We start from the raw sequence: 26,958 nt of genomic DNA on the forward strand, positions 1-26,958 counted from the left end.
GCTTATAACGTCAATTCGAATGACCTCACCAGAATGCCCGGCAATTGCATGCCGCCCGTGGCGCGCTCGCCCCATGTCGAATCGCTCAATAGCAGTTCCGCTTGCGCGCCGAGTTGTTCGAGTTCGCTGCCGAGCAAACGGTACAGGCTGTCGTCGAAACGCATGGCTTCCAGCGGTGCGACGATTTCTCCGTTCTCGACCCAGAACGTCGCGAAGCGCGTCATGCCGGTGAGGCGGCAATTCATGCGGTCCGAGAAGTTCACGTACCAGAGGTTGCCGATGTAGAGACCCGTGTCGATCTTTGCTAGCACCTCTTCTTCCAGCAGGTCGCCCGCTTGCATCGAGAGCGCGGCCGGTGATTCGCTGGCCAACGCGCCGTTCGGCGTCAAACCGTATTCGCGTGCGCTGCGTGCGTTGGTCAGGCGTTCGGCGCTGCGGCCGGCCTCGATCAACGGGACGCTGTCACGCAGGTAACCGTCGTCATTGAATCCTGGCGTGATGCCGAGACCGAGATCTTCGCTGATCGTCACGCGCGGGTCGACTACGACTTCTCCCACATGCAGCTTGTACAACTCGCTGCGCGAGCTCGCCTGAGCGCGAGCGGAGAAGCCGCTCCATGCGGTGACGCCGAGCAGCTCCGCGAGCGCGGCGGGCGCCAGATAGGAACGGTAACGTCCCGGCGCCAACGTGCGCGGCGTGCGCGCCAGAACGGCAAGACGTGTCGCGGCCTGTTCCACTTTGCCCGCGAACACGGCATCGCTCCAGTCGTCGCCGGCGTAGGTGGTTTTGATCGCGCGGCCGCTCGGGTCGTACAGCGACCAGCTGAAATTGAAGTTGTCCACTTCATACCAGCCGCGGCTGCCGTTCGTCGATGCGAAACCGCGCACGATGGTGCCGCCCGCATAGAAGCCCACGAAGTCGAGCCCTCGCGCGCATTCCGCGACGATGTGCGCGAGCCCGTCGGGGTTCGGCAGCTTGCCGGAGCGCTGCGTGGTGCGCTGCCATTTCGACGTGTCGAACAGTAGATGCGGATCGTCCGCCGCACCGCGCAGACCTTCGCGCAAGGTGGCGAGGGCGGCGCTCACTTCGTCGAGATCCTGCTGCAGATCGCCGCATACGGTCAGCGTGGAATAGGCCTGACGCGCACCGTCGATCAGACGCAAGGTCAGCTTGCCTTGCGACACGCTGCCGGTCTGCCGCACCTTGCCCGAATTGAAACGGATGAAGTCGGACTGCTCGCCGGCAAATGAACTGAGCGTAGTTTCGCCGCCTTGCTGCAGACGCTCGATCGCATCGGCGAGCAAAGTGAAATGGCGCTCCCAATCCACCGACGTGGCAGCGCGCGAAGAGATGAACTGGCTCATCATGCGCCTCCGAATACGTCGATGTTGCTGAACACGCAAGCCGGCGACGCATGGCCGACGCGAATGATCTGCGCCGGCTCGCCCTTGCCGCACATGGACGTGCCATACACTTCGCGCGTGCTCGCGTTGCCCACCGCACTCAGGCTGCGCCAGAAATTCGCGGAAATACCGCGGTAATTCGGCTGTTTGACGACCTGCGTGAGCTTGCCGTTTTCGATCAACTGGCCAAACTCGCAGCCGAACTGGAATTTGTTGCGATGGTCGTCGATCGACCAGGACGTGTTGGTGCGCATCAGAATGCCATGTTCGATATTGCCGATCATCGCCTCCAGCGAACTCTCGCCCGGCTCGATATTCAGATTCGCCATGCGGTCGATCGGTGGCCGGTTCCAGTTCGAAGCACGCGAGTTCGCGACGCCCGGCATGCGTGCGCGCTGTTGCGACAACGCGCCGCCGAGCGGACGCTCCAGCACGCCGTTGCGAATCAGATATTGCTTGTGCGCTTCGGTGCCGTCGTCGTCGAATGCGTAGGCTGCGGCTTCTTCGCGCAGCGACGGATCGAAGGTGACGTTCAGCAGTTCCGAGCCGTAGCGATACGAACCGAACATGTCCTGCTTGACGAAGCTCCAGCCCGCGAAGTTGCGTTCATCGCCGAGAATGCGATCCAGTTCGAGCGGATGGCCGATCGATTCGTGAATCTGCAGCATCATCTGGTCGGGCATCAGCAAAAGATCGCGCTTGCCCGATGGGCAATTCGGCGCGGCCAGCAATTGCAGCGCTTCATTTGCGACGCGCGCGCCCGAGCCTTCGAAGCCGAAACGCGTCAGCACTTCCATGCCGCCCTGTCCGAGCGTGCCGTAGTTGCCGCCCAGCGTGCGCACTTGCGTATCGCCGTTCGCGTGCGCGGCGACGCTCAATTGCGGCATCACGAAACGGAACTGCTGGTCGATGCGTACACCGTCGCCGGTGACGTAGAGTTGATCGGTGTGCGTGATCTGCACTGCCGCCACACGTTCGACGATTTTTGCATCCAGGTTCGCGCCCGCGCATTCCGCGCCGAGAAGCTCGAGCCATTCGGCACGGTTCGGCAACGCGCGTTGCGCATTCGGCGACACGTACTGGCCGCTCGCCGCGGGTCGCGCGACTTCCCGATGGTCGATCAGCGACAAGGCCGCGCTCGCCTCAGCGCGTGCGGTGGCTAAATCGAGCGCGGCCTGCAAACCGGCCGCCGAGAGATTCGCGGTCGCGGCATAACCCGCCCCCGCGCCCACCCACGCGATCAGCATCGCACCGCGATCGCGCACGGTGCGCAGCGGTTGCGCGATGTCGTTGCGAATCTCGTGGTCGTCGATCTGTTCGTCCACAATGCGCAGCGACCAGAACGCGGCGCGGCTCTTCAGCGTTTGGGCGGCTTGCGCCCAACGTTCGTCAATCATTGGCAGGTCCCGTATGAGTCGCGGCCGTGCCGGGCTCCGGCACATTGAGCGACGAGGCGAGCAGCGACTGGGTATAAGGATGCGACGGCGCATGCAGCACATCGAGTGTGTCGCCCGCCTCCACAATGCGTCCGGACTTCATCACGATCACGCGATGCGCCATGGCTCGCATCACCGCCAGATCGTGCGTAATGAACAGATAGCTTAGCTTGTACTTTTTCTGCAGATTTGTCAGCAGATTCAGCACCTGTTTCTGGATCGACACGTCGAGCGCGCTGGTCGGCTCGTCGAGCACGATCAATTCCGGTTCGACGGCCAGTGCGCGTGCAATCGCAATACGTTGACGCTGGCCGCCGGAGAATTCGTGCGGGTAGCGCAGCATCGCGTCGGCTGGCATGCCGACTTCTTCGAGCAGGCTGCCGACGCGCGCGCGCCGCGCCTTCGCATCCACTTCCGGCCGATGCACGGCCAAACCCTCGCCGATGATCTGCTCCACCGTCATGCGTGGCGACAGCGAGCCGAACGGGTCCTGAAACACGACTTGCATGCGCGAATACAGCGCGCGGCGCGAGCTCGCCGTCTTGAGCGCGGACAGCGGCAAACCGTCGATATGAATATGGCCGGCGGCCGGCTGTTGCAGACCGAGGACGGTCGCGGCCAAAGTCGATTTCCCCGAACCCGATTCACCGACAATGCCGAGCGTTTCGCCGCGCCGCACGCTCAGGTCGACATCGTGCACCGCGCGGAACGTGGAGCGCCCGAACATGGACCGCCAGCCTTTCGCCGACGTGCGGTAATCGACGGCCAGTCCTTGCACTTCGAGCAGCCGGCGCGCGCCCGCCTCGACCGGTTCGACCGCGCGTTGCGGATCGCTGTCGAGCAGCCGCCGAGTATACGGATGCTGTGGGCTCGCGAATAGCGCGTCGGTCGTATTGGTTTCGACCAGCACGCCCTTCTCCATCACCGCGACGCGCTGCGCAAAACGTTTCACCAGATTCAGGTCGTGCGTAATCAACAGCACGGCCATGCCGCGTTCGGCCGCCTCCTGTTCCTGCAACGAAATCAGCAAATCGACAATCTGCTGGCGCACGGTGACGTCGAGCGCCGTGGTCGGTTCGTCGGCGAGCAGCAAGCGCGGACGGCAGGCGAGCGCCATGGCGATCATCGCGCGCTGCCGCTGGCCGCCGGACAACTGATGCGGAAAGCTGTCGATGCGCCGCTCCGGCTCGGGAATGCCCGTGCGCCTGAGCAACTCGATGCCGCGCTCGCGCGCCGCATTCGGCCTCAAACCTTCATGCAGACGCAGGCTCTCGGCGATCTGCTTGCCGATCGTGAAGAGCGGATTAAGCGCCGTCATGGGCTCCTGAAACACCATTGCGACGTCGGCGCCGCGCAGACCGCGCATCTGCTGCTCGGTTTTTTGCAGCAGGTCCTCGCCGTCGAGCAACATGCGGCCGCTCAATTCTGCATGCTCGACAAGCCGCAGAATGGACAGTGCGGTGACGCTCTTGCCCGAGCCCGATTCGCCGACCAGCGCCACGCGCTCGCCGCGTGCAATGGAGAGGCTGAGTTCATGCACAGCGACCTTGTCGCCGAAGCGCACGGAGAAGCGATCGATTTCCAGCAACGGCCGAGCGATCGGCGCCTGAGTGGCAATCATCGCGGACCTCCGCCGAAAGCCGAACCGCGCGAACGCGTGTCGAGCGCATTGCGCAATGCGTCTCCCATGAAGGTCAGCAACAGCAACGTGATCACCAGCGCGGCAAACGCCGACATGGATATCCACCATGCGTCGAGATTGTTTTTGCCTTCCTGCAGCAGTTCGCCGAGGCTAGGTGTCGGCGGCGGCACGCCGAGGCCAAGAAAGTCGAGGCTGGTCAGCGAGAGAATCGCGGCGCTCATGCGGAACGGCAGGAAGGTAATCACCGGCGTCAAACTATTCGGCAGAACATGACGCCACATGATCTGCCAGTTGCTGAGACCCATGGTACGTGCCGCCTTCACGTAATCGAGCGAACGGTTGCGCAGGAATTCGGCGCGCACGTAGTCGGACAGGACGAGCCAGCCAAACATCGACAGCAAAATGAAGAGCAGCCACAACGTGGGCTCGAAGATCGACGCGAAGATGATCAACAGGTACAAGTCGGGCATCGAACTCCAGATTTCGATCAGGCGCTGACCGACCAGATCGGTGCGTCCGCCGTAAAAGCCCTGCACCGCGCCAGTCAGCACGCCGACCACCACCCCGGACACCGTGAGCGCCAGCGCCATCAGCACCGACAAGCGGAAGCCGTACAGCAGCCGCGCCAGCACGTCGCGACCGAACTGGTCCGTGCCGAGCCAGTTGTTTGCGGTGGGCGGCGCCGGATATGGATGCGCGGCGAAATAGTCGATCGTGTCGTAGTGGAAATGATTTGGCGGATAGATCGCAAAGTTGCCATTCGATTCGAGTCGCGAGCGGATATACGGATCGAGGTAATTGGTACGCGCCGGAAAGTCGCCGCCAAACAGCGTCTCCGGGTAGTCCTTCACGATCGGGAAGTAGTAGTGCCCGTCGTAACGGACGAGCAACGGGCGGTCGTTGGACAACACCTCGCCGAGCAGGCTGATGGCGAACAGCGACACGAAAATCACGAGGCTCCAGTAACCGAGACGCTGCCGCCTGAAGCGCAGCCACGTACGCCGCCACGGAGACGGCGACGCCGCGTGCGCCGCGCCGGCCGCGTCAGCGGTCCAGGCGGTTGAATTGGATGCGGGGGTCGACGAGGACATAGCAGACGTCAGCAATGAGTTTGGTTACGAGGGCAATCAGCGTGAACAGAAACAGCGAACCGAGTACGACCGGATAGTCACGGCGAATCACGGAGTCGTACGACAGTTGGCCCATGCCGTCGAGCGAGAACAGCGTTTCGATCAGCAGATTGCCGTTCAGAAACGCGCCGACGAAGGCCGCCGGCAAACCGGTAAGCAGCGGAATCGCGGCATTGCGCAGCACGTGTTTCCACAGCACGTCGCGCTCCGGCGCGCCTTTCGCGCGCGCGGTCAGCACATACTGTCGGCCGATTTCCTCGAGGAACGTGTTCTTGGTCAGAATCGTGACGATCGCGAAGTTGCCCACCACCGAGGCCGTGACCGGCAGCACGATGTGCCACAGATAGTCGAGCACTTTGCCGAACGCACTGAGATCGTTGAAGTTATCCGACGTGAGGCCGCGCATCGGAAACACCTGCCAGAACGTGCCGCCGCCGAATAACATCAGCAGCAGTACGCCCAGCACGAAACCCGGAATGGCATAGCCGGCGAGCACCAGCACGCTCGTGACGGTATCGAAGCGCGAGCCGTTGCGCACCGCTTTCGCGATCCCCAACGGCACCGATATCAGATACGTGAGCAGCACCGTCCATAAGCCGAGTGTGATCGACACCGGCAGCTTCGATTTGATGACGTCCCACACGCTGTCGTGCTGATAGTAGGACTGGCCGAGATCGAACGTCGCGTAGTGCTTGAGCATCAGCACATAGCGTTCGAGCGGCGGCTTGTCGAAGCCGAACTGTTTCTTGATCTGCTCGATCTGCTGCGGATCGACGCCCTGGCTGCCGTGATAACCGCCGCCGCCCGCCCCCGCCTCTCCGCCACGGCCAGCGCCGTGGCGGAGTTGCGTCATCACCTGCTCGACCGGCCCACCCGGCACGAACTGTGTGACGACAAAGGTCAGCGTGACCACGCCGAGCAGCGTCGGCACCATCAATAACAAGCGTCTGAGAATGTAGGCAAGCATGCTGTGCCTCAGTGAGCCGTAGCGGCCGTAGCCGCGGTGGAGGATGCGGTCTGGGCGCCCGGCGTTTTCCTGTACCAGTAGTCGATCACCCAGTCTTCGTATACATACGACGTCGGCACTTTGTCCGGATGACCGAGCGTCGACTTGTATCCGATCCGCGCGCCCGGCGCGTAATACTCCGGCACGATGTAGAACGAATAGATCAGCACGCGGTCGAGTGCACGGGTTGCCGCTTCGAGGTCGTCGAGATTGTCGGCGGAGAGCGCCGAGTGAATCAGCGAGTCGACCGCTTTGGAGCGGATGCCCGGATAGTTTTCCGAGCCGACTTCCGACGCCGCCGCGCTGCCGAAACGGCGCGTCAATTCCGCGCCGGGAATCGTCACCGGCGGATAGATGAACGTGGTCATGTCGTACTCGAAGTTATCCAGCCTCTTCTGGTACAGCGCGCTGTCGATCTCGCGCATATGCGCCTGAATGCCGAGCATGCCGAGCGCCTGCATGTACGGCAGGATCAGTCGATCCATACCGGGCTGATCGTCCATGATCTCGATCGTCATCGGCGTGCCGTTGGCGTCGCGCAAGGCGCCGTCGCGATAGTGCCAGCCCGCTTGCGCCAACAGATCGCGCGCCACGCGCAAGTTGCCGCGCAAGGAATCTGGCGCGATCGTCGTGGGCTGCTTGAGCATGGGGCCGAATACTTCCGGCGGCACGTCGGCCCTCAACGGCTCAAGCAAGGCCAGTTCCTTCGGACCGGGCATGCCGGTCGCACCGAACGGACTCGCCGCAAAATAGCTGCTGGTGCGCCGGTATTGACCGTAGAACATCATGCGGTTCATCCAGTCGTAGTCGAATGCCATCGTCAGCGCGTGACGCACGCGCGGGTCCTGAAACATCGGCTTGCGCAGGTTCATCAGCAAGCCCTGCATTTGCGCGGGTCCGTCGGCGAATTCGCCTTTCTTCAGTAGTCCGTTGTCGAAGTTCTTGCCGACGTACTTGCGCGCCCATTGCGTTGCGCTGTATTCGACAAGCACGTCGGTGTCGCCGGCCTTGAACGCTTCCAGTTGCGTGTAATGGTCGCGATACAGTTTGAAGGTGATGCTCGCGAAACGAAACATGCCGCGCCGCGACGGCAGATTCGCGGCCCAGTAATCGGGGTTGCGGCGATAAGTGATCTGCTTGTCGTTCTTGCGTGACTCGATCAGATACGGGCCGCTCGCGATCGGCGGTTCGTTCGCGATCTGGTCGAACGGCAGACGTATGCCGTCCGCGCGCATGCCCCACTTCGGCGAGAAGATCGGTAAATCGCCGGCGATCAGCGCTGCGTCGCGTTCGGCGTGCTTGAATTCGAAGCGAATCGTGTTTTTGTCGATCACGGTCGCGCTCTTGATGACCGAGAACTGCGCATTGAAGAGCGGCGAGGCCTTTGGGCTCGTCAATGTGTCGAACGAGTATTTGACGTCGGCCGCGGTGATCGGATCGCCGTTCGAAAAGCGCGCGGCGGGATTGATGTGGAAAGTGGCCGAACCGAGGTCCGGCGCGACCTCGACATCGTCGGCGATCAGCGAGTACTCAGAGGCGAGCTCGTCCCAACTGCGCTGCATCAGCGTATCGAACATCAGATGCAGAATGTCCGGCGCGGGCGCACCGCGTACGAGAAACGGATTCAGCGAATCGTAGCTCTGCAGTTCGTCGAAGTTCTGGAAGCTGAGCTTGCCGTCGTTCGGCGCCGTGGGATCCGCGTAGTCGAAGTGCGTGAAGCCGGCGGGATATTTGGGTTCGTCGTACTGCGCGATCGAGGGTCGTGCCTGCGCGCCGACCGCGCCCAATGCCAGACACGCCCCTGCGCACAGCGCGATCCGCGCGGCAGTGCCAGGCAGGCGCACCGCGGCCGCTGCAGTTCGCACGGCGCGCGACCAGTGAAACTTCACAAGTCTCATCTTCGGAATGCGTAAGAACGCGCGCCGGCTTCAGGCCGGCGCGCGGTAAATCGAATCGGCAAGAGTGCCGGCATGACGCCTTCGCTCCTGTAGCTTTGCCCCGCCAGCGCTGCTCTGCGCGCTAACTCGTTGCCGCCCGCCGCCGCTCGCCGTGATTCTGAACGAGCATTGTGCACGCGGGCATGCCTCGGTACATCGCTAACAATTTTGCGCCGCTCCGGCACCAACAATGGGAGCCGGAGCGGCCAACCGCCTGGACAGACAGCGGGTGCATCACAAACATCGAGGACTTCAGAAGCGGTACGACGCGCCGACCTGGAAGAAGCGGCCGATGTTAGTGTAAAGCGACTGGTCGTAGCCCGTGATATCCGGGGTGGCCTGCCACTCGACGTCGAACGGCGGCTTGCGATCGAAGATGTTGTTGATGCCGCCGTAGATCGTCCAGTTCTTGAAGCCGCGATACGTGGCCATCAGGTTGAACTGGCTATACGATGCCACCGACAGCGTGCCGCCGTCGCCGAACTCGGACGCCACCGCGTTGGTGTACGGGCCGGTGTACTGCCACGTCAGCGTGGTGGTCAGCTTGCGGTAATCCCAGGAGAGGCTGGTATTACCCTTCCAGCGCGGATTGGACGCACCAAACGGTTGCAACAGCGCGAGGTTGTTGCCGGCGAAGTCCTGCGTCGGCGCACCCGGGCTGTTCAGCTTGAAGTGCCACACATAGGCCCAGTCGCCCGCCAGCGTGAACGTGCCGTACTTCGTGCCCACCGACTTGCGGAAGTTCATGTCGAAGCCGTCGGTGTCGAGCGAACCGAGGTTGACGAACTGTTCCTTGATGTACGCCACCGTGCCGTCCGGATTGCGGATCACGTTCGACGGGTTGTTCGCATCCATCACCGCGTTCGGATCGTCCGTGCCGATCACACCGTCAATGTGGATCTTGTAGAACGCCGCACCGATATCCGTCGACGAGTCCGGCGAAAGCTGGAAGCCGATGTTGTAGTTCTTGGTGCGCTCAGGCTGCAGCGCCGGATTGCCGTTGACCTGCTCCGTCGTGAAGTGCTTGGTCGGCGTGCCGCTCGGGTCGTTCGGGTCCACCAGGTTCTGGTGAGCCAGATAGGTTGCCTGCGAGTTTTCGACCAGCGTCGGCGCGCGGAAGCCGCGGCTATACGAGGCGAAAGCCGTGAGAGCCCGGACCGGCTGGAAGCGCAACGCGAAACTCGGCGAGAACGCACCACCGAAATCGCTGTAGTGGTCGTAACGGCCCGCCTGCGTGAACGTCAGGTTGTGGATGATCGGAATATCCACCTGATAGTACACGGCGGCCACATTGCGCTCACCGTCGACCGTTTGCACGTTGGCCGGCGCCGTAATGCCGAGCGCGCTATACGTACGCGAGTTGATGATGTTGCTTTCGTGACGGAATTCCGTACCAAAACCGACACCGACCGGACCGCCCGGCAGCGTGAACAGGTTGGTCGTCGAGGTCTTCGCCGTGACGCTGTCGAGCTTCGAGATCGCCTGCTCATAGTCGTTCTGGAAGACGCCGTTCAAACCGTTCGGCGTGGCCGACGGGTTCGAAAAGTTGAATACGCCGTTCTGCAGAATGTTCTCGAGGCCTGCAACATTCATCGCGTTGCCGTAGGTCGTGTCGACCGTGCTCTGCGAATGGCCGTAATCCGCGGACCAATCCCAATCGCCGAATTTCGGGGTGGTGAACGAGCCCTTCACGCCGGTCGATGCGCGCCAGAACGTCGACACCGTATCCGCCGAGACGGTATTCGGGAACGTATAGTTGATCAGCGTGGGCACGCCGAACGGGTTGTACGGATTGGTGCCCGAGACCGTGCGCGAGATCGGCAACGCGGAACCGGTGGCCGGGTTGAACGCGTTGGTCTGGCTGCTCAGCACGGCCGGACCTTCGTTCTGCACGGTTTCGTTGCGGCTCACCCACAAATCGGCGTAAGCCTGCATGTCGTCATTGATCTTGAACGTGCCGCGCACTTTCGCGTTCAGGCGCGTGATCGCCGGCACCAGCGAGGTGGTACTGGCCGGATTGGATTTACACGTGGATGCGCCGTTCGCCGACACGCTGCCCGGAGGACAGGGATTGAGCGCCATGTTGGTGCCGTCGGCCGTGGTCCAGTACGACTGCTGGTTCGGACCGAGCGGGCCCGCGAGACCACCCGGGAACTGGCTGAAGTCCTGACCCGCAGTCATGTCGCGATCGCCGAGCGACGAGCCGGTGTCGCGGTAATAGCTCGCGGCGGCTGTCACGTTGAAGCGGTCGCCATTCAGGTCGCCGATACCGCCGAGCACGCTGAAGTTGCCCTGCGCGTCGCCCGGGTGCTGCGCCTTGCCGAGCTGGCCATCGATCTGCAAGCCCTGGAAGTCTTTCTTGGTGATGATGTTGACCACGCCCGCAATGGCATCCGAACCATACACCGAGACCGCACCGGTCTTCACGATGTCGATGTGGTCGATCATGTTGAGCGGGATCGAATTCACGTCGAAGAACGTGTCGGTGAAGTTCACCGCCTTGCCGTAATTCGCCACCCGTTGCCCGTCCACCAGCACCAGGGTGTACTTCTCGCTCAGACCGCGCAATGCAATACCGCCGCCGCCTTGCGCGGAGCTATTCATTGTCGTTTGACCCCAGCTGCTCCCCGAATTCGCGGACGTGCCGCGCAGGAAATCGGCCACGGTCGTGTAGCCGCTTTGCTGGATATCCTTGGTCGTGATGGTCTGAACTTCCGTGTTGCCGACCTTGTCCGCCGTGCGGATCAGCGACCCGGTCACCTCGAATTTCTTGAGTTGCTGGACGCCTTTGCCCGCCGGCGTCGCGGTGGTGTTGTCCGCAGACGGTGTGGCGGCCGTGCCCGTTGCCGGGGTGCTTTCCGTCGTCGTCGCGCCTGCCGCGGTGCCGGTGGTCGCCGGCTGGCTTTGCGCAAACGCCGGTACGGCGATTGCGGCCGACAACGCCAGTTCAGCCCAGACTATTCTTCTAATGGCCAGCGCCAATGCCCTTTGTTTCATTTTTCCCCTTCTCGCTCGTCAGTAAGGCCACAGCAGTATGTGAAGAGTGGTCTCGTGAACCGCTCTACTCGATATACGGCGATCTTGCGCCGCGTTCCGTTAAAGCAACTTCAAATAAGTCAGCGTCGGACTACTAATTTATTGCAATCGGAATGCGCAGCGCTTTCCAATCGATTACATATCTACTGCCGCGCGAGTGGGTTCCGCCATGCGTCGGTCCGGCTTCCCAAATCGCGGGCACACACTTAAGTAATGCTTACAAATATCGAGTGACTGCTTTTTTCTAAAGCACGGCCTGCGACACTAAAACAATCTCGGCGTCCCGACCCACACGACCACCGCTTCTTCACGCGCGGTATTGGACCAGGAGTGCGGCACGGTTGACTCGTAATGCGCGGTGTCGCCTGCCTGCAATACGAACGTTGTGCCTTCCAGCGTGAGCGAGATCTGGCCGCTCATCACATACAAAAATTCTTCGCCGGCATGCGTGGTGACTTCCGACGGGTTCTGCCCCACCGGCATCCTGACGAGGATCACTTCCAGCTTGCCGCCGACCGACAGGTTCGTCAGCCTTCCAAACAGATTGGCGGTTCCGTCAAATCCGAAGTACTTCAGCTCGCTTCCTCTACGCACCGACTTGTCTTCGGTCGGCGTGTCGACGAAGTACTGCACCGTGACACCCAAAGCTCGCGCAATACCGACTAGCGAGGTAATCGAAGGTGTTGCATGACCCCGCTCCACCTGCGATAAAAAGGGCTTGGAAATACCCGCGGTCGTTGCCACTTCATCCAGCGTGCGACTGAGCCGTTGGCGCAGCGCGCGGATTTTGCTTCCTATAGAGATTGCAACATGTGCCTTGTTATTGAGTGGCAAGACCATAGCAAGACAGAATCCCGTAGTCAAAAATAGTTTGATATATACAAATTATGTTTCGTCTAGCGCAACGTTCTCCCTAAAACGTCCCTGATAGCCCTGCTGACAGTCCGCCATGGATAACCGCATCAATCTGTTATCCAGAAGACTTTGCCCGCTCCCAACAATCCTTTTGATAGTTGCGGCTGCAACCACACATCGACATCGAAGACGAGCCCACGTTAATTGGAACGCGCGCACTCCCTCGCGTCCGCCGCGAGGGGACGCGCCTTAACTGAGAAAACCTGAAGGGAGCGGGGGTGCTCTTATTTCGACGCCACCAGAACCCACAAACGCGCGAGGTCGGCTGAACCATCGGTGCCTTTCACCGCACGGAAGGTTTGCACCGCGCGAGCCTTGTCGCCCGCGATGTAGTACGCCTCGCCGAGATGCAGCTGCGCCTGGTCCGGATGGTCGAGTCCACCCTTGGCGATCGCGGCATCCATCGCCGCCAGCCCCTGCTTCGCCTGCCCCGCGAAAACCTGGTTGAAACCCACGTCGACGGGGGCAACGGGATTTGCCGGATCGGCGGGCGCTTGCGCGCGTTTGGCCGCGAGTGCCTGCAGACGTTTTTCGCGGTCCGCTTGCGCGTCACGTCCCAGAACACCCGACGCAAAGCCCTGATCGATGATCTGCTTGCCTTCCGCGGTGGTGCCCGCCACGATCGCCAGCTGGGTCATTTCCATATAGTCGTCGGCGGTCGAGAGCGATCCGGTAGCGCGGCGCAGGCGATACGTGTCGATATCGAGCTTCGACGAATAGCCCGGCTTATTGCGAATCGCCGAGAACAGATCCTCCCAGTAAGACTGCTTCGGATGATAGGCAACCAGCTTCTCGAGCGTGCTGCGGTACGTGGCATCGTCCTTCACGCGTTGCGCACACGTGCCGAGCAATTGCAGTTGCGATTCGTCAGGCGCGTGACCCGCACGCACCTGTGCATCGATGCCGGGCTTGAGCAGGCTCACCACGCTCGCGCAATCGTTCGACAGGTAGTAAGACTGAACCAGCAGCGTGCGCATGTCCGGATCGCTGCCGCCGGTCTTCAGATAGCGCTGCGCGACTTTCGCCGCCTGCGCATAGTTCTTCTGCTGGAAGTAGATGCCCGCCAATGCCGCCGTCGTGCGCTGTTCGTCAGCGCCGCTCAGCTTGCCGGAACCCAGCAACGTTTCGTAGGCCTGAGCAGCCACGCCGGTTTCGCCCGCCGCCGCCGCGGCCGCGCCACGCATCTGCTCGATCATGGTGCTTTCGTACGGCGTCTTGCCGGGCACGGCCGCCGCCTGATCGATCTTTGTCAACGCGTCCTTGTACTTGTGCGCGCGATACAGATCCTGCGCGGCATTCAGCGGCTTCGCCACGTCCGGCCGCAAGGTGTCGGCGGCATGAGCGGCGAGCGGCAGCACGAGAGCGGCCGCGATGACGGCGCGCTTGAAGCGGTGGTGAATCGTTTGCATTGCCCTTCCCTATTGCATGTACTGCTCATTGCCGATCAGGCCGATCTTGGTCGCGCCCAGCCGTTGCGCGGACGCCATGACTTCCGCGACATCTTTGTACGGCACCAGCTTGTTCGGCCGCAGATGGATCTCGGCTTGAACCGGTTCGGCGGCCACTTGCGCGAGCCTGGATTCGAGCGCCGCGCGATTCGGCACCGGCTGGCCGTTCCAGGTCGTGGTGCCGTCGAAGTCGATATCGATCTGCACCACTTCAGGCTGCGTGATCGGCGGCGGTGGATTGCCGACCGGCAGATTCATCTTGATGGCGTGCGTCTGAATCGGGATCGTGATGATCAGCATGATCAGCAACACCAGCATCACGTCGATTAGCGGCGTGGTGTTGATGTCGACCATCACATCCGGTTCGCTGCCGCCGCCTGACGATACGTTCATTCCCATTTTTGGCTCCTGTCGGGCTCAAAATCAGCCGCCGCGTGCGGGCGGCTCAGTGATAAACGAAACCTTGGCGATACCGGCACGCTCGCACTCGGTGATGACCCGGCCGATAAACTCATAACGCGCGCTCTGGTCGCCGCGAACGTGCACTTCCGGTTGCGGTGTCATGACCGACACGGTCTTCAAACGCGCCAGCAGCGTCGGAGCATCGACCTGCTTCTCGTTCCAGAAGAAGTCGCCGTCACGATTCACCGCGATGACGATACTCTTCGGCGTGGTCTGCAGCGGCTGAATCGTCTCCTTCGGCAATTGCACCGGCACCGTATGCGTCACGACCGGAATCGTGATCAGAAAGATGATCAGCAGAACCAGCATCACGTCGACGAGCGGCGTGGTGTTGATACTGGAGATGACCTCGTCGTTGTCGTCCTGCCCAACGCTCATTGCCATGACGGACTCCGCTTATTGAACCAGCGACGCTTCGCGAGCCGTAGCACGCGCCGGGCGACGGCTGCCGGCCAGCAACACGGTATGCAGTTGCGCGCCGAATGCCCGGACACGCTCCATCACCGATTTATTGCGACGAACCAGGAAGTTGTAGCCGAGCACCGCGGGCACTGCCACCGCAAGACCGATCGCCGTCATGATCAGCGCCTCGCCCACCGGACCCGCGACCTTGTCGATCGATGCCTGGCCGGCAATGCCGATGGCCGTCAGCGCGTGATAGATCCCCCACACCGTACCGAACAGGCCGACGAACGGCGCCGTCGAACCCACCGTGCCGAGAAACGCCAAGCCGTCTTGCAGCCGGTTCGACACATTGGTGATCGCACGCTCGACCGAGGTATCGATCCACGTGTTGCGGTCCACGGCCTCAAGCAATGCTTCTTCGTGATGCTCGCCCGCTTCGATAGCCGTTTCGGCGATGAAGCGGAACGGCGATGTTTCGTCGAGCAGCTTCGCGCCTTCCACCAGCGACGGTGCGGTCCACAACTGTTCGTCCGCGCTCTTCGCGCGGCGGTTCGCGCGGAACTGTTCGACGAACTTGGTGATCATGATGTACCAGCTGCCCATCGACATGAGCACCAGCAGAATCAGCACGAAGCGAGCGACGAAGTCGCCGTTATTCCAGAGGGCGCTGAGCCCGTAAGGGTTGCTGACCGTTTCAGATGTAGCCGGTGCCGGCGGCGGCACTGCTTCGTCAGCGGCCGCGCTGGCGGTTTGCGGCGCGGCGGTGGCCGGTGCCGCGGCAGCCGACGCCGTGGCGTCGCTGGCCTGCGCGTGGGCCATCTGCGGTGCAACGAAATCCACCGTGGTCACGGCGATCAACATGCTTGCCGCCAGTGCGGCGAGAGTACGCTTCTTCATGCCTGCTCCAAGTTCATTAGTACAACTTCTAAACTAAGACTGATAAATCGCTACCGGTACCGAACAGCCTGTGAATTCAGTTCAGGTTAAACGAGAACGGAACTTGCACACGGACAGCCTGGCCTTGGGAAACGCACGTGAACTGCTTGACTGCGTTGAATGCGGCACGATCCAGTGAGGAGTCGTCCGAGGATTTGGCAACGCGTTCATTCGTAATATGGCCCTGCGGGTCGACGACGAATTCAACAACAACATCACCCGTCACGTTGTTTTCCTGCGCTTCCTTCGGGTAGCGGATCGACGAACGGATCTGATCCGAGTTCGGACACACCACGCCGACTTCGGTGCTCACAGGCTTCGTCGGCGCGGGCGGCGCCGGCGGTGCGGGTGGCGCCACGGCGGGCGCCGAGACGACCGGTGCGGCCTGATGCGTAATAGTCGGCTGCTGCGGCGGCGTCTGCACCTGCACTTCCGGCGGCGGCACGAACGGCGGCGGCGGCGGCGCAAACTTCGGCGGCGGCAATTGCACCGTGGGCAACGGCGGCGGAGGCGGCGGCTTCACCGGTTCGATGATTTTCGTTTCGATCGGATGCTGAATGACCTGCACGACCTTGGTGGCGAGGCCGTTGATCAGCGCATAAATCAGCACGATGTGCAAAAGCAGAACAACTGCGATGCCGCCAAAGCGGCGTACTGGGTTTTGCTGCTTGCGCCCAAACTCGCGCGGGCGCCCTGGCCTCTCCATACGGGCCGCTGCTGCCGGAAAATGCCCTTCGACTTTCGTACCCACCTTTACTCCTCCGGCGTGAACCGTCCATTTCTGTAACTGCAGTGCGCTTACCTGCCACAAACAGCATTCACTTCAACCATCTGGCAACCAGTGGCCTTTGATTCGGAGTCCAAAACGGACGTGACACTACCCGGCTCCGATCCGACGACACGGACGCCTCTCTGGAAGACGGTGGCCGTGCGTCATGTGAGCCGAACAACCGATCTAAGTAGAACTACTAATAGATTAAATTTGAGCCGTTCGCTTCTGCCTTGCATGAACGCTGGAGAGAACCTGATCTCTATAACTCGTAGCGCCTGGAACTTTTTGCGCAAACGTCACACGCGTTTCATGGGAGGCAACAATAGCAGGACAAAAAATGTACGGTCAAACTTTTTTTGATGGCGGCATACTTAGTTTAGAGAGGTAACTCTAACTCATGCCAAATTCGCGCCGCTTTAAAAGAATAAGCGTTTGTGGAGCAGATAAGCATTCGGATGTTTCTGCCCGACAATTGGGAATTTACTGCACTTTCGGCGTGCATCGATGCACGAAAAACTACCCGACGAACGTCTAAACCGGAATGCGGAGGTCCCACTGGGCAGGCGTTTAGACGCCCTCGCAGCGTGACTTGCGTGGATGGTGGGCATGACGTTGTCGTGGTAATCGGGCGCCGGGCTATGACCGCCGCCGACGGCGAGACGATAGCAGAAGGAAAGAAGTCTTTAAAAATATTTTTAGCGGTATTTACGACACTCTTTATACGCATCCCAATTACACGTTGAATTGAATTACAAAACAATTCCAACAAATTACATTACGCCAACAAAGCGGGCAATGCCGGACACGAGTGACGTCCGCGCGACGTGAACGTCACAAGCAGAGCAATTCCGCGCGGACCGAATGGCCTCGCCAGAGCGACATGAATCACGCGTCGGCAAACTCTCGCGGGTTCAACAAACAAATAAACGAGCAGGGAGAAGCGGCGCTCCCTCGATCGCGCCGCTCTGCTGCATTAGCCGTTCGTGCCCTCTCCCGCCGCGACAGTGTTGTTGTCACGCGATCGCGCGAGAACCGGCCGCAACGCGGCGCCCGTGTGACTCGCCGCAATGCGCGACAAGCCTTCGGGATCGGTAGCAGCGACGATCGAGCCGCCGCCTACGCCGCCTTCCGGACCGAGGTCGATGATCCAGTCCGCCTCGGCGATCACATCCAGATCGTGCTCGATGACGACAACGCTATGGCCGCCGTCCGCGAGACGATGCAGCACGCGAATCAGCTTGGCGACGTCGGCCATATGCAGGCCCACGGTCGGTTCGTCCAGCACATACAAGGTATGCGGCGGTTTCTGCCCGCGCCGCGTGATGTCGTCGCGCACCTTGCTCAATTCGGTGACGAGCTTGATGCGTTGCGCCTCGCCGCCGGACAACGTGGGTGACGGTTGACCCAGCGTGAGATAGCCGAGCCCGACGTCTTTCATCAACTGCAATGGATGAGCAATGTTCGTGATGGGCGCAAAGAATTCGACGGCTTCGTCGATTTCCATGGTCAGTACGTCGCCGATATTCTTGCCGCGCCACGTGACCGCGAGTGTCTCCGGATTGAAGCGCTGCCCGTGACACACATCGCAAGGCACTTTCACGTCGGGCAGGAAGCTCATGCCGATGGTGCGCACGCCCTGCCCCTCGCAAGCCGGGCAACGGCCTTCGCCGGTATTGAACGAGAAACGCGAGGCCGTGTAGCCACGCGCGCGCGCTTCGAGCGTGCCGGCGAACAGCTTGCGGATCGCGTCCCACACGCCGATGTAGGTGGCCGGACACGAACGCGGCGTCTTGCCGATCGGCGTTTGATCGACCTCGAGTACACGGTCGATGGTTTCCCAGCCGTTGATCGAATCGCAGCCCTGCCACGCATGCGTCACGTTCAAGGGCGCGCGCGGCGCCGTGCGCGCCAGCACGCTGGAGCGCCGGTTCGTTGCCGGTTTTTCTTCGGCCGCGGCGCGCGCGCGCCGCGTGGCCGGCGATGACAACACCGAACGCCCCACGGCATCCAGCAGATTGGTCATCAGCACGTCGCGTGCGAGCGTGGACTTGCCGGAACCGCTGACGCCAGTGACCGCGACGAGTCGCGACAAAGGAATGCCGACCGTAACGTTGCGCAGGTTATGCAGCTTGCCGCCATGCACGGTCAGCCAGTTCTCCGGCACCGCGGCCGCGCGCTTGCCCGGCGCGACCACTTCGCGACGCGGCTGCAGCGGATGCACGATCGGTTGTGCAAGAAACTGTCCGGTCAGCGAATCGGGCTGCGCCGACAGATCCGCCACACTGCCCTGCGCGACCAGCGTGCCGCCGCGTTTGCCGGCGCCCGGCCCGATGTCGATGATGTGATCGGCACGGCGGATCGTGTCCTCGTCGTGCTCGACGACCACCAGCGTATTGCCCTTGTCACCGAGCTTGCGTAACGCGTTCAGCAGAATCTGGTTGTCACGCGGATGCAGACCGATGGTCGGTTCGTCTAGCACATAGCAGACGCCTTGCAGGTTGCTGCCGAGCTGCGCGGCAAGCCGGATGCGCTGCGCTTCGCCGCCCGACAGGCTCGGCGCCGCGCGATCGAGACTCAGATAGCCGAGGCCCACTTCTTCGAGAAACTGCAGACGGCTGCCGATTTCGCTCACCACGTCACGCGCGATTTCCGCATCGCGACCGGTCATCTCCAGCGTGTCGATCCAGGCGCGCGTGTCGGACACGGTCCATTGCGCGACATCGACAATCGCCTGCGCGCCGAACGTGACCGCGCGCGCGGTGGGATTCAAACGCGTACCGGCGCAATCCGGACACGGTTCGTCGACAAGCCCTTCGGGCTCCTGTTCTTCCGACGGCAGGCTTTGTTCGCGACCACGATTGTCCTCGACGACGATCGTATCGTCGTACACTGCGCGCTGTTCGCGCGTGAGCGCGAGGCCCGTGCCGACGCAGGTCGTACACCAGCCATGCTTGCTGTTGTACGAGAACATGCGCGGATCGAGTTCTGGATAACTCGTGCCGCACGTCGGACACGCGCGCTTGGTGGACAACACCTTCACCGCGCCGAGTTTCGCCGTGGCGCGGCCACCGCTGATCGCGTCGTGCAAACCGTCCAACGGCGCCAGCAGATGCATCACGCCCTTGCCGACTTCCAACGTCTGATCGAGCGCCCGACGCAGTTCGGTTTCATTGTCCGGCGACACGACGAGGTCGGCCACCGGCAATTCGATCGTATGTTCGCGGAAACGGTCGAGCTTCGGCCACGGGTCCACCGGCACGAATTCGCCATCCACGCGCAGATGGGTATTGCCTCGCGCTTTCGCCCACTTCGCCAGATCCGTGTAGACGCCCTTGCGATTTACGACCAGCGGCGCAAGGAAACCGACATGCTGCCCCTTGTGATCGCGCAGCAACTGCGCCGCGATCGATTCGACGCTCTGCGACGTGACCGGCGTACCGTCGTGAATGCAATGCTGCAAACCGAGCTTCACATACAGCAGACGCAGGAAGTGCCACACCTCGGACGTGGTCGCGACCGTACTCTTGCGGCCGCCACGCGAGAGCCGCTGTTCGATCGCGACGGTCGGTGGAATGCCGTACACGGCGTCGACCTCGGGACGCCCGGCCGGCTGCACGATGGAACGCGCGTAGGCGTTCAGCGATTCGAGGTAACGGCGCTGCCCTTCGTGGAACAGAATGTCGAAGGCGAGCGTGGACTTGCCCGAACCGGACACGCCGGTAATCACGTTGAATTTGCCGTGCGGAATGTCCACGTCCAGCGATTTCAGATTGTGCTCGCGCGCGTTGACGATGCGCACCACGTCTTCGCCTTCGATCGCCCGGCGCGCGCGCGCGGCGCTCAGCGCCTTTTGCAGCGGAATGCCTTGCGACGCCGGTTCGGCCGCCGCGCCCATGGCGCGGTCGTATTGCAGCAGCGCTTCGCCGGTATGCGACTCCGGACATGTTTTGACGTCTTCCGGCGTGCCGGCGCACAGCACGCGCCCGCCGCCGTCGCCGCCTTCGGGACCGAGGTCGATCAACCAGTCGGCCGCACGGATCACGTCGAGATTGTGTTCGATCACGATTAGCGAATGGCCGCTTGCGAGCAGCTTGCCGAACGCCTGCATCAGCTTGGCGATGTCGTCGAAATGCAGGCCGGTGGTTGGTTCGTCGAACATGAACAAACGTTTCGCGACCGCTTGCTTCGCGCTGCGTGCGGTCCGCGCCTGGGCCGATTCCGCGAGAAAACCGGCGAGCTTGAGCCGCTGCGCTTCGCCGCCCGACAGCGTGGGCACCGGCTGGCCGAGCTTCACATATTCAAGGCCCACGTCGACGATCGGCTGCAGCACACGCAATACTTCGGCATCTTTAGCGAAGTACGCGGTGGCTTCGCTCACCGTCAATTCCAGCACGTCGGCAATGCTCAGCGCGCGCGCCGGTTCGCCGCGTTCGATCTTCACTTCGAGCAGTTCAGCGCGATAACGCCGCCCGTCGCAATCGGGGCAGCGCAGGTACACGTCGCTCAAAAACTGCATTTCGATATGTTCGAAACCCGAGCCGCCGCAGGTCGGGCAACGGCCTTCGCCCGAATTGAAACTGAACATGCCAGGGCCGTAGCCGCGCTGCTGTGCAAGCGGCGCCTTGGCGAACAATTTGCGGATTTCGTCGAACGCCCCGACGTAACTCGCCGGATTCGAGCGCGCGGTCTTGCCGATCGGCGACTGGTCGACGAACACGACGTCGGTGACCTGATCGGCGCCGCTCAGGCTTCTGAAAGAGCCGGGCGATTCAGTGGCGAGTCCGAAGTGCCGCGCCATGGCCGGATACAGCACGTCTTGCAGCAGTGTGGATTTACCGGAACCCGACACCCCCGTCACGCAGACGAGCCGCTCCAATGGAATCTCCACGGTGACATCGCGCAGATTGTGTTCGGTCGCGCCTTCGAGCACGATGCGCGGCGTGGTGGCATCCACCGGCCGCTGCGACCAATGCGCCGCGTCGGCCACATGCCGCCGGCCGCCGAGGTACTCGCCAGTGAGCGTGCCTGACGAACGGATCGCCTCGGGCACGCCGTCGTAAATGATCGAGCCGCCGCGCTCGCCCGGCCCCGGACCCATGTCGATCAACCGATCCGCCGCGAGCATCACGGAGGGATCGTGTTCGACCACCACCAGCGTATTGCCCGCATCGCGCAACCGGTGCATGGCTTCGACGATGCGGTTCAGATCGCGCGGATGCAAGCCGATACTCGGTTCGTCGAGCACGAAGAGCGTCTTGGTGAGCGAGGTGCCGAGCGCCGTGGTCAGGTTGATCCGCTGCACCTCGCCGCCCGACAAAGTGCGGCTTTGCCGGTCGAGCGTCAGATAACCGAGGCCCACGTCGCACAGATATTTGAGGCGCGTGCGCACTTCGGCGAGCAGCAGTTTGAGTGCGTCGTCGAGCAAGGCGCTCGGCAAGCTGATTTCGTCGAAGAAGCGCCGGATGCGTTCGATCGGCATCAGCATCAGATCGTGCACGGTCAGACCGGGCAACGCTTCGAGTTGCCCGCGCGTCCAGTCGACGCCGCGCGGCAGGAAACGCTTGCCGGGCGGCAGCACCTCGTCCGCGTTCGCCTTGCTGCCGAGGCGCCACAACAGCGATTCCGTTTTCAGGCGCGCGCCGCCGCATGTTTCGCACGGCGTATAGCTGCGGTACTTGGACAGCAGCACGCGAATATGCATCTTGTACGCTTTCGATTCGAGATACTCGAAAAAGCGTTTGACGCCGTACCAGTGGCTTTGCCACTTGCCGTTCCAGTCCGGCGAACCGTTGATGACCCAGTCGCGCTCGGCGTCCGTCAACTCGCCCCACGGCGTGCCGCGACGGATATCGGCTTTCGCCGCGTAGCGCATCAGATCGTCCTGGCACTCCTTCCACGCGGGTGTTTGCATGGGCTTGATCGCGCCGTCGCGCAGCGTCTTGCGCGCGTCCGGAATCACCAGCCCGAGGTCGACGCCGATCACGCGCCCGAAGCCGCGGCAGACTTCACACGCGCCGTACGCCGAGTTGAACGAGAACAGCGCGGGCTGCGGGTCGGCGTAGCGCAGATCGCTTTCCGGACTGTGCAAGCCGGTGGAGAAACGCCAGATTTTCGGTTCGGTTTCCTGACTTTCCGGCCCTTCCGGCGAGGCCGGCAGCACATAAATATTGACGCGCCCGCCGCCGCGCTTGAGCGAGGCCTCGATTGCCTCGACCACCCGCTGCTTGTCCACCGAACGAAGCCGGAAGCGGTCGGCCACCACGTCGAGCAGCTTGCGTTTGCCGGTAGGCGAATCGACTTCGCGCTGCGCTTGGACGCGCGTATAGCCGCTGGCCGATAGCCATTGCTCGACTTCCTGCTCCGACGCGGATTCCGGCAACTCGACCGGGAATGTGACGACGAGTCTCGGTTCGTTCTCCGCCGTGCGTTCGAGCAACTCCGCGTGGATCGTTTCCGGCGTGTCGTGACGCACCTGATGAGCCGTCTTGCGGTCGAACAGTTCGGCGGCACGCGCGTAGAGCAGCTTCAGGTGATCGTTGAGCTCCGTCATGGTGCCGACGGTGGAACGCGAACTGCGCACCGGATTGGTCTGGTCGATCGCGATGGCCGGCGGCACGCCGTCGACACGGTCGACTTGCGGCCGGTCCATACGGTCAAGAAACTGCCGGGCGTAAGCGCTGAATGTTTCGACGTAACGCCGCTGCCCTTCCGCATACAGCGTGTCGAACACGAGGCTCGACTTGCCGGAACCGGACGGGCCGGTGACGACCGTCATTTCGCCGGTTCGTACGTCGAGGTCGACGTTCTTGAGGTTGTGCTGGCGTGCGCCGCGAATCCTGATAGTGCCGTTTGTGCCGTGTTTGCCGTTAGATGCCAATTTTTCCGACCGTCTGAATGAGTGGACCACCTCTCACGGACGCCTCGCGACCGCGCAAGTTCGGTGCGGCTGGCCGGCGGAGACGCACGCCGAAGCCCTGCTCGCAACGGGATACTATACTGTATATTTATACAGTTTTCCACGACGCGGCAAAGCGGTGCCTGGGAGGCGCGTCAGGCGGTGGCCGGCGGCGAAAAACGCGCGCCGCTGAGCACGGCAGCAAGCGTTGTGCCGATCGGGATGAGAAGGGTTTAAAGCCGTTCGAAGCGGCGCGGGAATGAGAGCCGCTGTCGCGCTAGGCTTTTGCAAGCCGGCGAGAGGTCGGCACGAGCGCGTCGCGGTTGACGCCAAAGGCTTTCCGCGCTGATCGGCCCACTGACGGCATCGCAGCCGGCGGCGTCGCATCCAGCGCGCCGCTTTCCCCAAGCGCATACGCCACGCACCGCCTGGCCAGCACCTCGGTAGGATCGACCAGCCTGACGACCAGGCCGCCCGCGCACGCCAGCGTCGCGTCGCGCAGCAACAGCGGCAACTCGGTACAGCCCAGCACGATCACCTGCACGCCTTGCGCAACCAGATCGTCGACGGCAGCGGCGAGATCGTCGCAGCACTCGCCCGACGTGAAGCCCGCCTTCGCGCCTTTCGGCCCATAGACGGCACTCATCAGCCGCGCCTGCGCCGCCTCGCCAGGCGCAACCTGCACGAGCCCCCGCGCTTCAAGCGACCGTTCATAGACGCGGCTCGCCAGCGTCCCTGAAGTGGCGAGCACGCCGATTTCACGCAGCCCCGGAAAGCTCTCGTGCAGATAATCGACGGTACAGGTCAGCATATTGACAATCGGAATGCTGAGCGACGGCTGGATCCGCTCGACGAACGCATGCGCCGTATTGCACGGAATCGCGATGAGATCCGCGCCGCCGTCCTCGAGCGTCTTGCAGGCGGCATACAGTGCGAGCGTCGGATCGTCGCCGTTACCGAGCAGCGCGGCGGTGCGATCCGGAATCTGCGGATTCTGCTCGACCATGATCTTGATGTGGTCCTGATCGCACGCGGCGGGCGTATTGCGCACCAGCTTGCCCAGAAAGTCGACCGTCGCCGCCGGCCCGACGCCGCCGAGCACGCCCACCTTGAAGCGCCGCTCGTGCTGCGAAAACTGAGCTGCCGCGACGTAGCGCGCGTAGACCAGATTGGCGTCGACGAGCGGCACGTCGAGCCGGCCGAGCGCGCGCGCGACCAGCGCGATTTCAGCGAGGCCCGGCAGAATGATTTCCGCGCCCTGTGCGATGAGGTCCGCGCACGCCGCGCGCAACAACTCGACCGGGCGTCCATGGAGACGGCCGTTGCGGATGCCTTCATCGCTATAGACGGCGCTCGTCACGCAATCGACGCCCGCTTCGTTGCGCGGATGCAGAACGTCGAACCGCGTGGCGTCGAAATAACGCTCGAAGAGACCGTTATTGCGGATGGCGTCCGAAGTCAGCACGCCGATCCGCCGCACCGACGGAAACGCGTGGAGCACGTGCGCCGACAGCGCCGTCATGATGTTGGCGACCGGCACGGCGACGTTCGCCGAGAGTTCATCGATGAAGGTATGGCTCAGGAAACACGGCAGCACGATTGCCTCGACGCCGCGCTTTTCAAACGCGCGCATGGTGTCGAACACGTGAATCTTGAACTGACTGTTCGCCTCGCTCTGCGAGGCCGGCCCTTGCCAGGACCGCTGCTCGAGAATCAGATCGTAGGACCGCGCCGCGCCTGGCCGGTCCCAGGCAGCGGTCAAGCGGCACAGAACATCGGCGCTGGCGAGCTGCGCCGCGCCCGTCACTACGCCCAGCGAACGATAGCGATTCATGATGACTTCCCCCCGACGTTTTTTTTGCCGCCCGCCCTGATGGTAGGCGGCTTTTGCGCGGTTGAGGATGACATTATGTGGGCCGACTATGACGTGGGGTTAACCACGACCGACGAATTACCTCGTGTTCCCGATCTGATCATCGCGCAGTGCGCAGTGCGCAGGAGCGGCGACGCGGAACCTGTGGCGGACCGCTTCGTCGAGTATCTCAGGGACGCCGGCGGCAAGCCGCCGGGCAGCGCTCATTCGTCCGCTTCGCGGCGGCCTGCGTAAGCCGTCAACAGCTTGTGGGCGACCATGTCCACGGCCGGTTTGACGAGTCCGTTCTTGTCGGTCCAGACTTTCGGCGTCAAGGTGCCGCTCAGCGCGACGCTGTCCGCGTCGCTCAACGCGAGCAGCGCGGTTTGCACGTCGTCGTCGAAAGCGATTACGTTGACGAAAATCGTGTCGCCGTCGTTGGTGGCCGCGCGCACCTTGCAGGTCACGAAACGCCTGCCGTTCTGCCCCGTGCGAATCTGCGCCTCGCCGTACAACCGCCCGCCCACCAGTCCATCGATCATCGCCCTGCTCCTCTTGTTGCGTACCGTGCGGAAAGCAGAATCGCCCAGCACGGCGCGTATGATCCCACGAGACGCGGCTAATGGCTGCATAAAAAACGCCGCTCAGGCGCGAACCAACGGCGTGGGCGTCACGCGCCGATCGACATATCGACGCCGCGCACAAGGCGCTTCGCCAGTCGCGGTTGCCGCAACTGTTCGAGCCACCACTGCAATGCGCGCCCTTCATGATCACCGCGCCACGCAACGTACAGCACGTTCGGTTCGCGCGGATCGGCCGTGGCCTTTTCGACCAGCTCGCCCTGCTTCAATAGCGACGCGACGCGCTGACGCGGCAACCAGCCCACGCCGAGGCCGTCGCGCTGCGCCAGGATTTTTGCGCGCATCGACGGCACGGCCAGCGACGCCTGTCCGCCGATCACACCATAAGCACGCCCCGCCGTCGCACGCGATGAATCCGCTACCACCACCGCGCGATGTTCGAGGATTCGCTCACGGCCGAGCGGTCCCTCGACGGCCGCTAACGGATGCCGCGGCGACACCGCGAACACCCATTCCATCACGCCGAGTTCGAACCAGCGCAGGCCGGGAATCGCCGGCGGCTCATTGGTCGCGCCCACGATCAGATCCGCGCGGCCGTCGCGCAGCGCCTCCCAGGTGCCGCTCAATACTTCGTGCGTAAAGCGCAGCTTGACGCCGGAGTCGAGCGCATCGAATGTGCGCACCACCGGCATCAGCAGTTCGAATTCGATGATCTCGTCCGTGACGATCCAGAGACGGTCTTCCCAGCCGCTCGCAATCTGCTTCACGCGCTGCGTCATGCGCGACATGTCGAGCATCAATCGCGCGGCTTCATCCGCGAGAAGCTGGCCGGCGGGCGTGAGTTGCAAGCGGTAGCGACGCCGGTCGAACAGCAGCGCGTCGAAGCGCGTCTCCAGTTGCCGGGCGGCGTGCGAGACCGTGGACGGCGCCTTGCCGAGGCGCGCCGCCGCGCGCGACAGGCTGCCGGTCTCGCGAATCGCGTCGAGCAAAGCCAGTTCGTCTTCCGACAACATGTTCCATTCCTTCGAACGAGTTCGACGAAACGATGGTACGGCAAAGCGTCGACGCCAGTCCACTATGGTGATATGACGGCAACGTCGGC

17 protein-coding genes are annotated in these 26,958 nt (G+C 62.6%); all 17 read right to left on the reverse strand.

Annotation, left to right across the window (positions count from 1 at the left end):
• Positions 1-2: 2 nt before the first annotated feature.
• The 17 genes from B0G71_RS13515 to B0G71_RS13595 all read right to left on the reverse strand — a co-directional run bounded on the left by B0G71_RS13515 (position 3) and on the right by B0G71_RS13595 (position 26,869).
• Positions 3-1,364, reverse strand: a complete 1,362-nt coding sequence (locus B0G71_RS13515) for a TldD/PmbA family protein (protein WP_116142383.1) — start codon at positions 1,362-1,364, stop codon at positions 3-5.
• On the reverse strand, positions 1,364-2,800 hold the full coding sequence (locus tag B0G71_RS13520; protein WP_116142384.1) for a TldD/PmbA family protein: 1,437 nt from the start codon (positions 2,798-2,800) through the stop codon (positions 1,364-1,366). Before B0G71_RS13520 ends, B0G71_RS13515 begins: the two co-directional genes overlap by 1 nt.
• The gene (locus B0G71_RS13525; protein WP_116142385.1) at positions 2,793-4,460 is read right to left on the reverse strand and encodes an ABC transporter ATP-binding protein; all 1,668 of its coding nucleotides are present in this window, start codon (positions 4,458-4,460) and stop codon (positions 2,793-2,795) included. Before B0G71_RS13525 ends, B0G71_RS13520 begins: the two co-directional genes overlap by 8 nt.
• Complete coding sequence (locus B0G71_RS13530) at positions 4,457-5,572, reverse strand: ABC transporter permease (protein ID WP_116142386.1); 1,116 nt, start codon at positions 5,570-5,572, stop codon at positions 4,457-4,459. Before B0G71_RS13530 ends, B0G71_RS13525 begins: the two co-directional genes overlap by 4 nt.
• On the reverse strand, positions 5,526-6,578 hold the full coding sequence (locus B0G71_RS13535; protein ID WP_116142387.1) for a microcin C ABC transporter permease YejB: 1,053 nt from the start codon (positions 6,576-6,578) through the stop codon (positions 5,526-5,528). Before B0G71_RS13535 ends, B0G71_RS13530 begins: the two co-directional genes overlap by 47 nt.
• 8 nt (positions 6,579-6,586) lie before the next feature.
• Positions 6,587-8,515 carry an extracellular solute-binding protein gene (locus tag B0G71_RS13540; RefSeq protein WP_116142388.1) on the reverse strand — a complete coding sequence of 643 codons (1,929 nt, stop codon included), beginning with the start codon at positions 8,513-8,515 and terminating at the stop codon, positions 6,587-6,589.
• Positions 8,516-8,806: 291 nt separating this feature from the next.
• Positions 8,807-11,551 carry a TonB-dependent siderophore receptor gene (locus B0G71_RS13545; RefSeq protein WP_116142389.1) on the reverse strand — a complete coding sequence of 915 codons (2,745 nt, stop codon included), beginning with the start codon at positions 11,549-11,551 and terminating at the stop codon, positions 8,807-8,809.
• Between the two features lie 303 nt (positions 11,552-11,854).
• Positions 11,855-12,430, reverse strand: a complete 576-nt coding sequence (locus B0G71_RS13550; RefSeq protein ID WP_012432476.1) for a helix-turn-helix domain-containing protein — start codon at positions 12,428-12,430, stop codon at positions 11,855-11,857.
• Between the two features lie 299 nt (positions 12,431-12,729).
• Complete coding sequence (locus B0G71_RS13555; protein ID WP_116142390.1) at positions 12,730-13,914, reverse strand: lipopolysaccharide assembly protein LapB; 1,185 nt, start codon at positions 13,912-13,914, stop codon at positions 12,730-12,732.
• 9 nt (positions 13,915-13,923) lie between these two features.
• Entirely contained in the window at positions 13,924-14,352 is a 429-nt protein-coding gene (locus tag B0G71_RS13560) for a biopolymer transporter ExbD (RefSeq protein ID WP_011487696.1), read from the reverse strand.
• Between the two features lie 24 nt (positions 14,353-14,376).
• Complete coding sequence (locus B0G71_RS13565; protein ID WP_012432473.1) at positions 14,377-14,799, reverse strand: biopolymer transporter ExbD; 423 nt, start codon at positions 14,797-14,799, stop codon at positions 14,377-14,379.
• A gap of 12 nt (positions 14,800-14,811) precedes the next feature.
• Entirely contained in the window at positions 14,812-15,717 is a 906-nt protein-coding gene (locus B0G71_RS13570) for a MotA/TolQ/ExbB proton channel family protein (RefSeq protein WP_116142391.1), read from the reverse strand.
• A gap of 76 nt (positions 15,718-15,793) precedes the next feature.
• On the reverse strand, positions 15,794-16,462 hold the full coding sequence (locus tag B0G71_RS13575) for an energy transducer TonB (RefSeq protein WP_106284998.1): 669 nt from the start codon (positions 16,460-16,462) through the stop codon (positions 15,794-15,796).
• 1,039 nt (positions 16,463-17,501) lie between these two features.
• Complete coding sequence (gene uvrA, locus B0G71_RS13580; RefSeq protein ID WP_116142392.1) at positions 17,502-23,435, reverse strand: excinuclease ABC subunit UvrA; 5,934 nt, start codon at positions 23,433-23,435, stop codon at positions 17,502-17,504.
• A gap of 265 nt (positions 23,436-23,700) precedes the next feature.
• Positions 23,701-25,257 carry an amino acid racemase gene (locus B0G71_RS13585; RefSeq protein WP_116142393.1) on the reverse strand — a complete coding sequence of 519 codons (1,557 nt, stop codon included), beginning with the start codon at positions 25,255-25,257 and terminating at the stop codon, positions 23,701-23,703.
• Between the two features lie 242 nt (positions 25,258-25,499).
• The gene (locus B0G71_RS13590; RefSeq protein WP_116142394.1) at positions 25,500-25,817 is read right to left on the reverse strand and encodes a single-stranded DNA-binding protein; all 318 of its coding nucleotides are present in this window, start codon (positions 25,815-25,817) and stop codon (positions 25,500-25,502) included.
• 128 nt (positions 25,818-25,945) lie between these two features.
• Entirely contained in the window at positions 25,946-26,869 is a 924-nt protein-coding gene (locus B0G71_RS13595) for a LysR family transcriptional regulator (RefSeq protein WP_116142395.1), read from the reverse strand.
• Between the last annotated feature and the right edge of the window lie 89 nt (positions 26,870-26,958).

This window comes from Paraburkholderia sp. BL27I4N3 (assembly GCF_003386115.1).
Classification (GTDB): Bacteria; Pseudomonadota; Gammaproteobacteria; order Burkholderiales; family Burkholderiaceae; genus Paraburkholderia.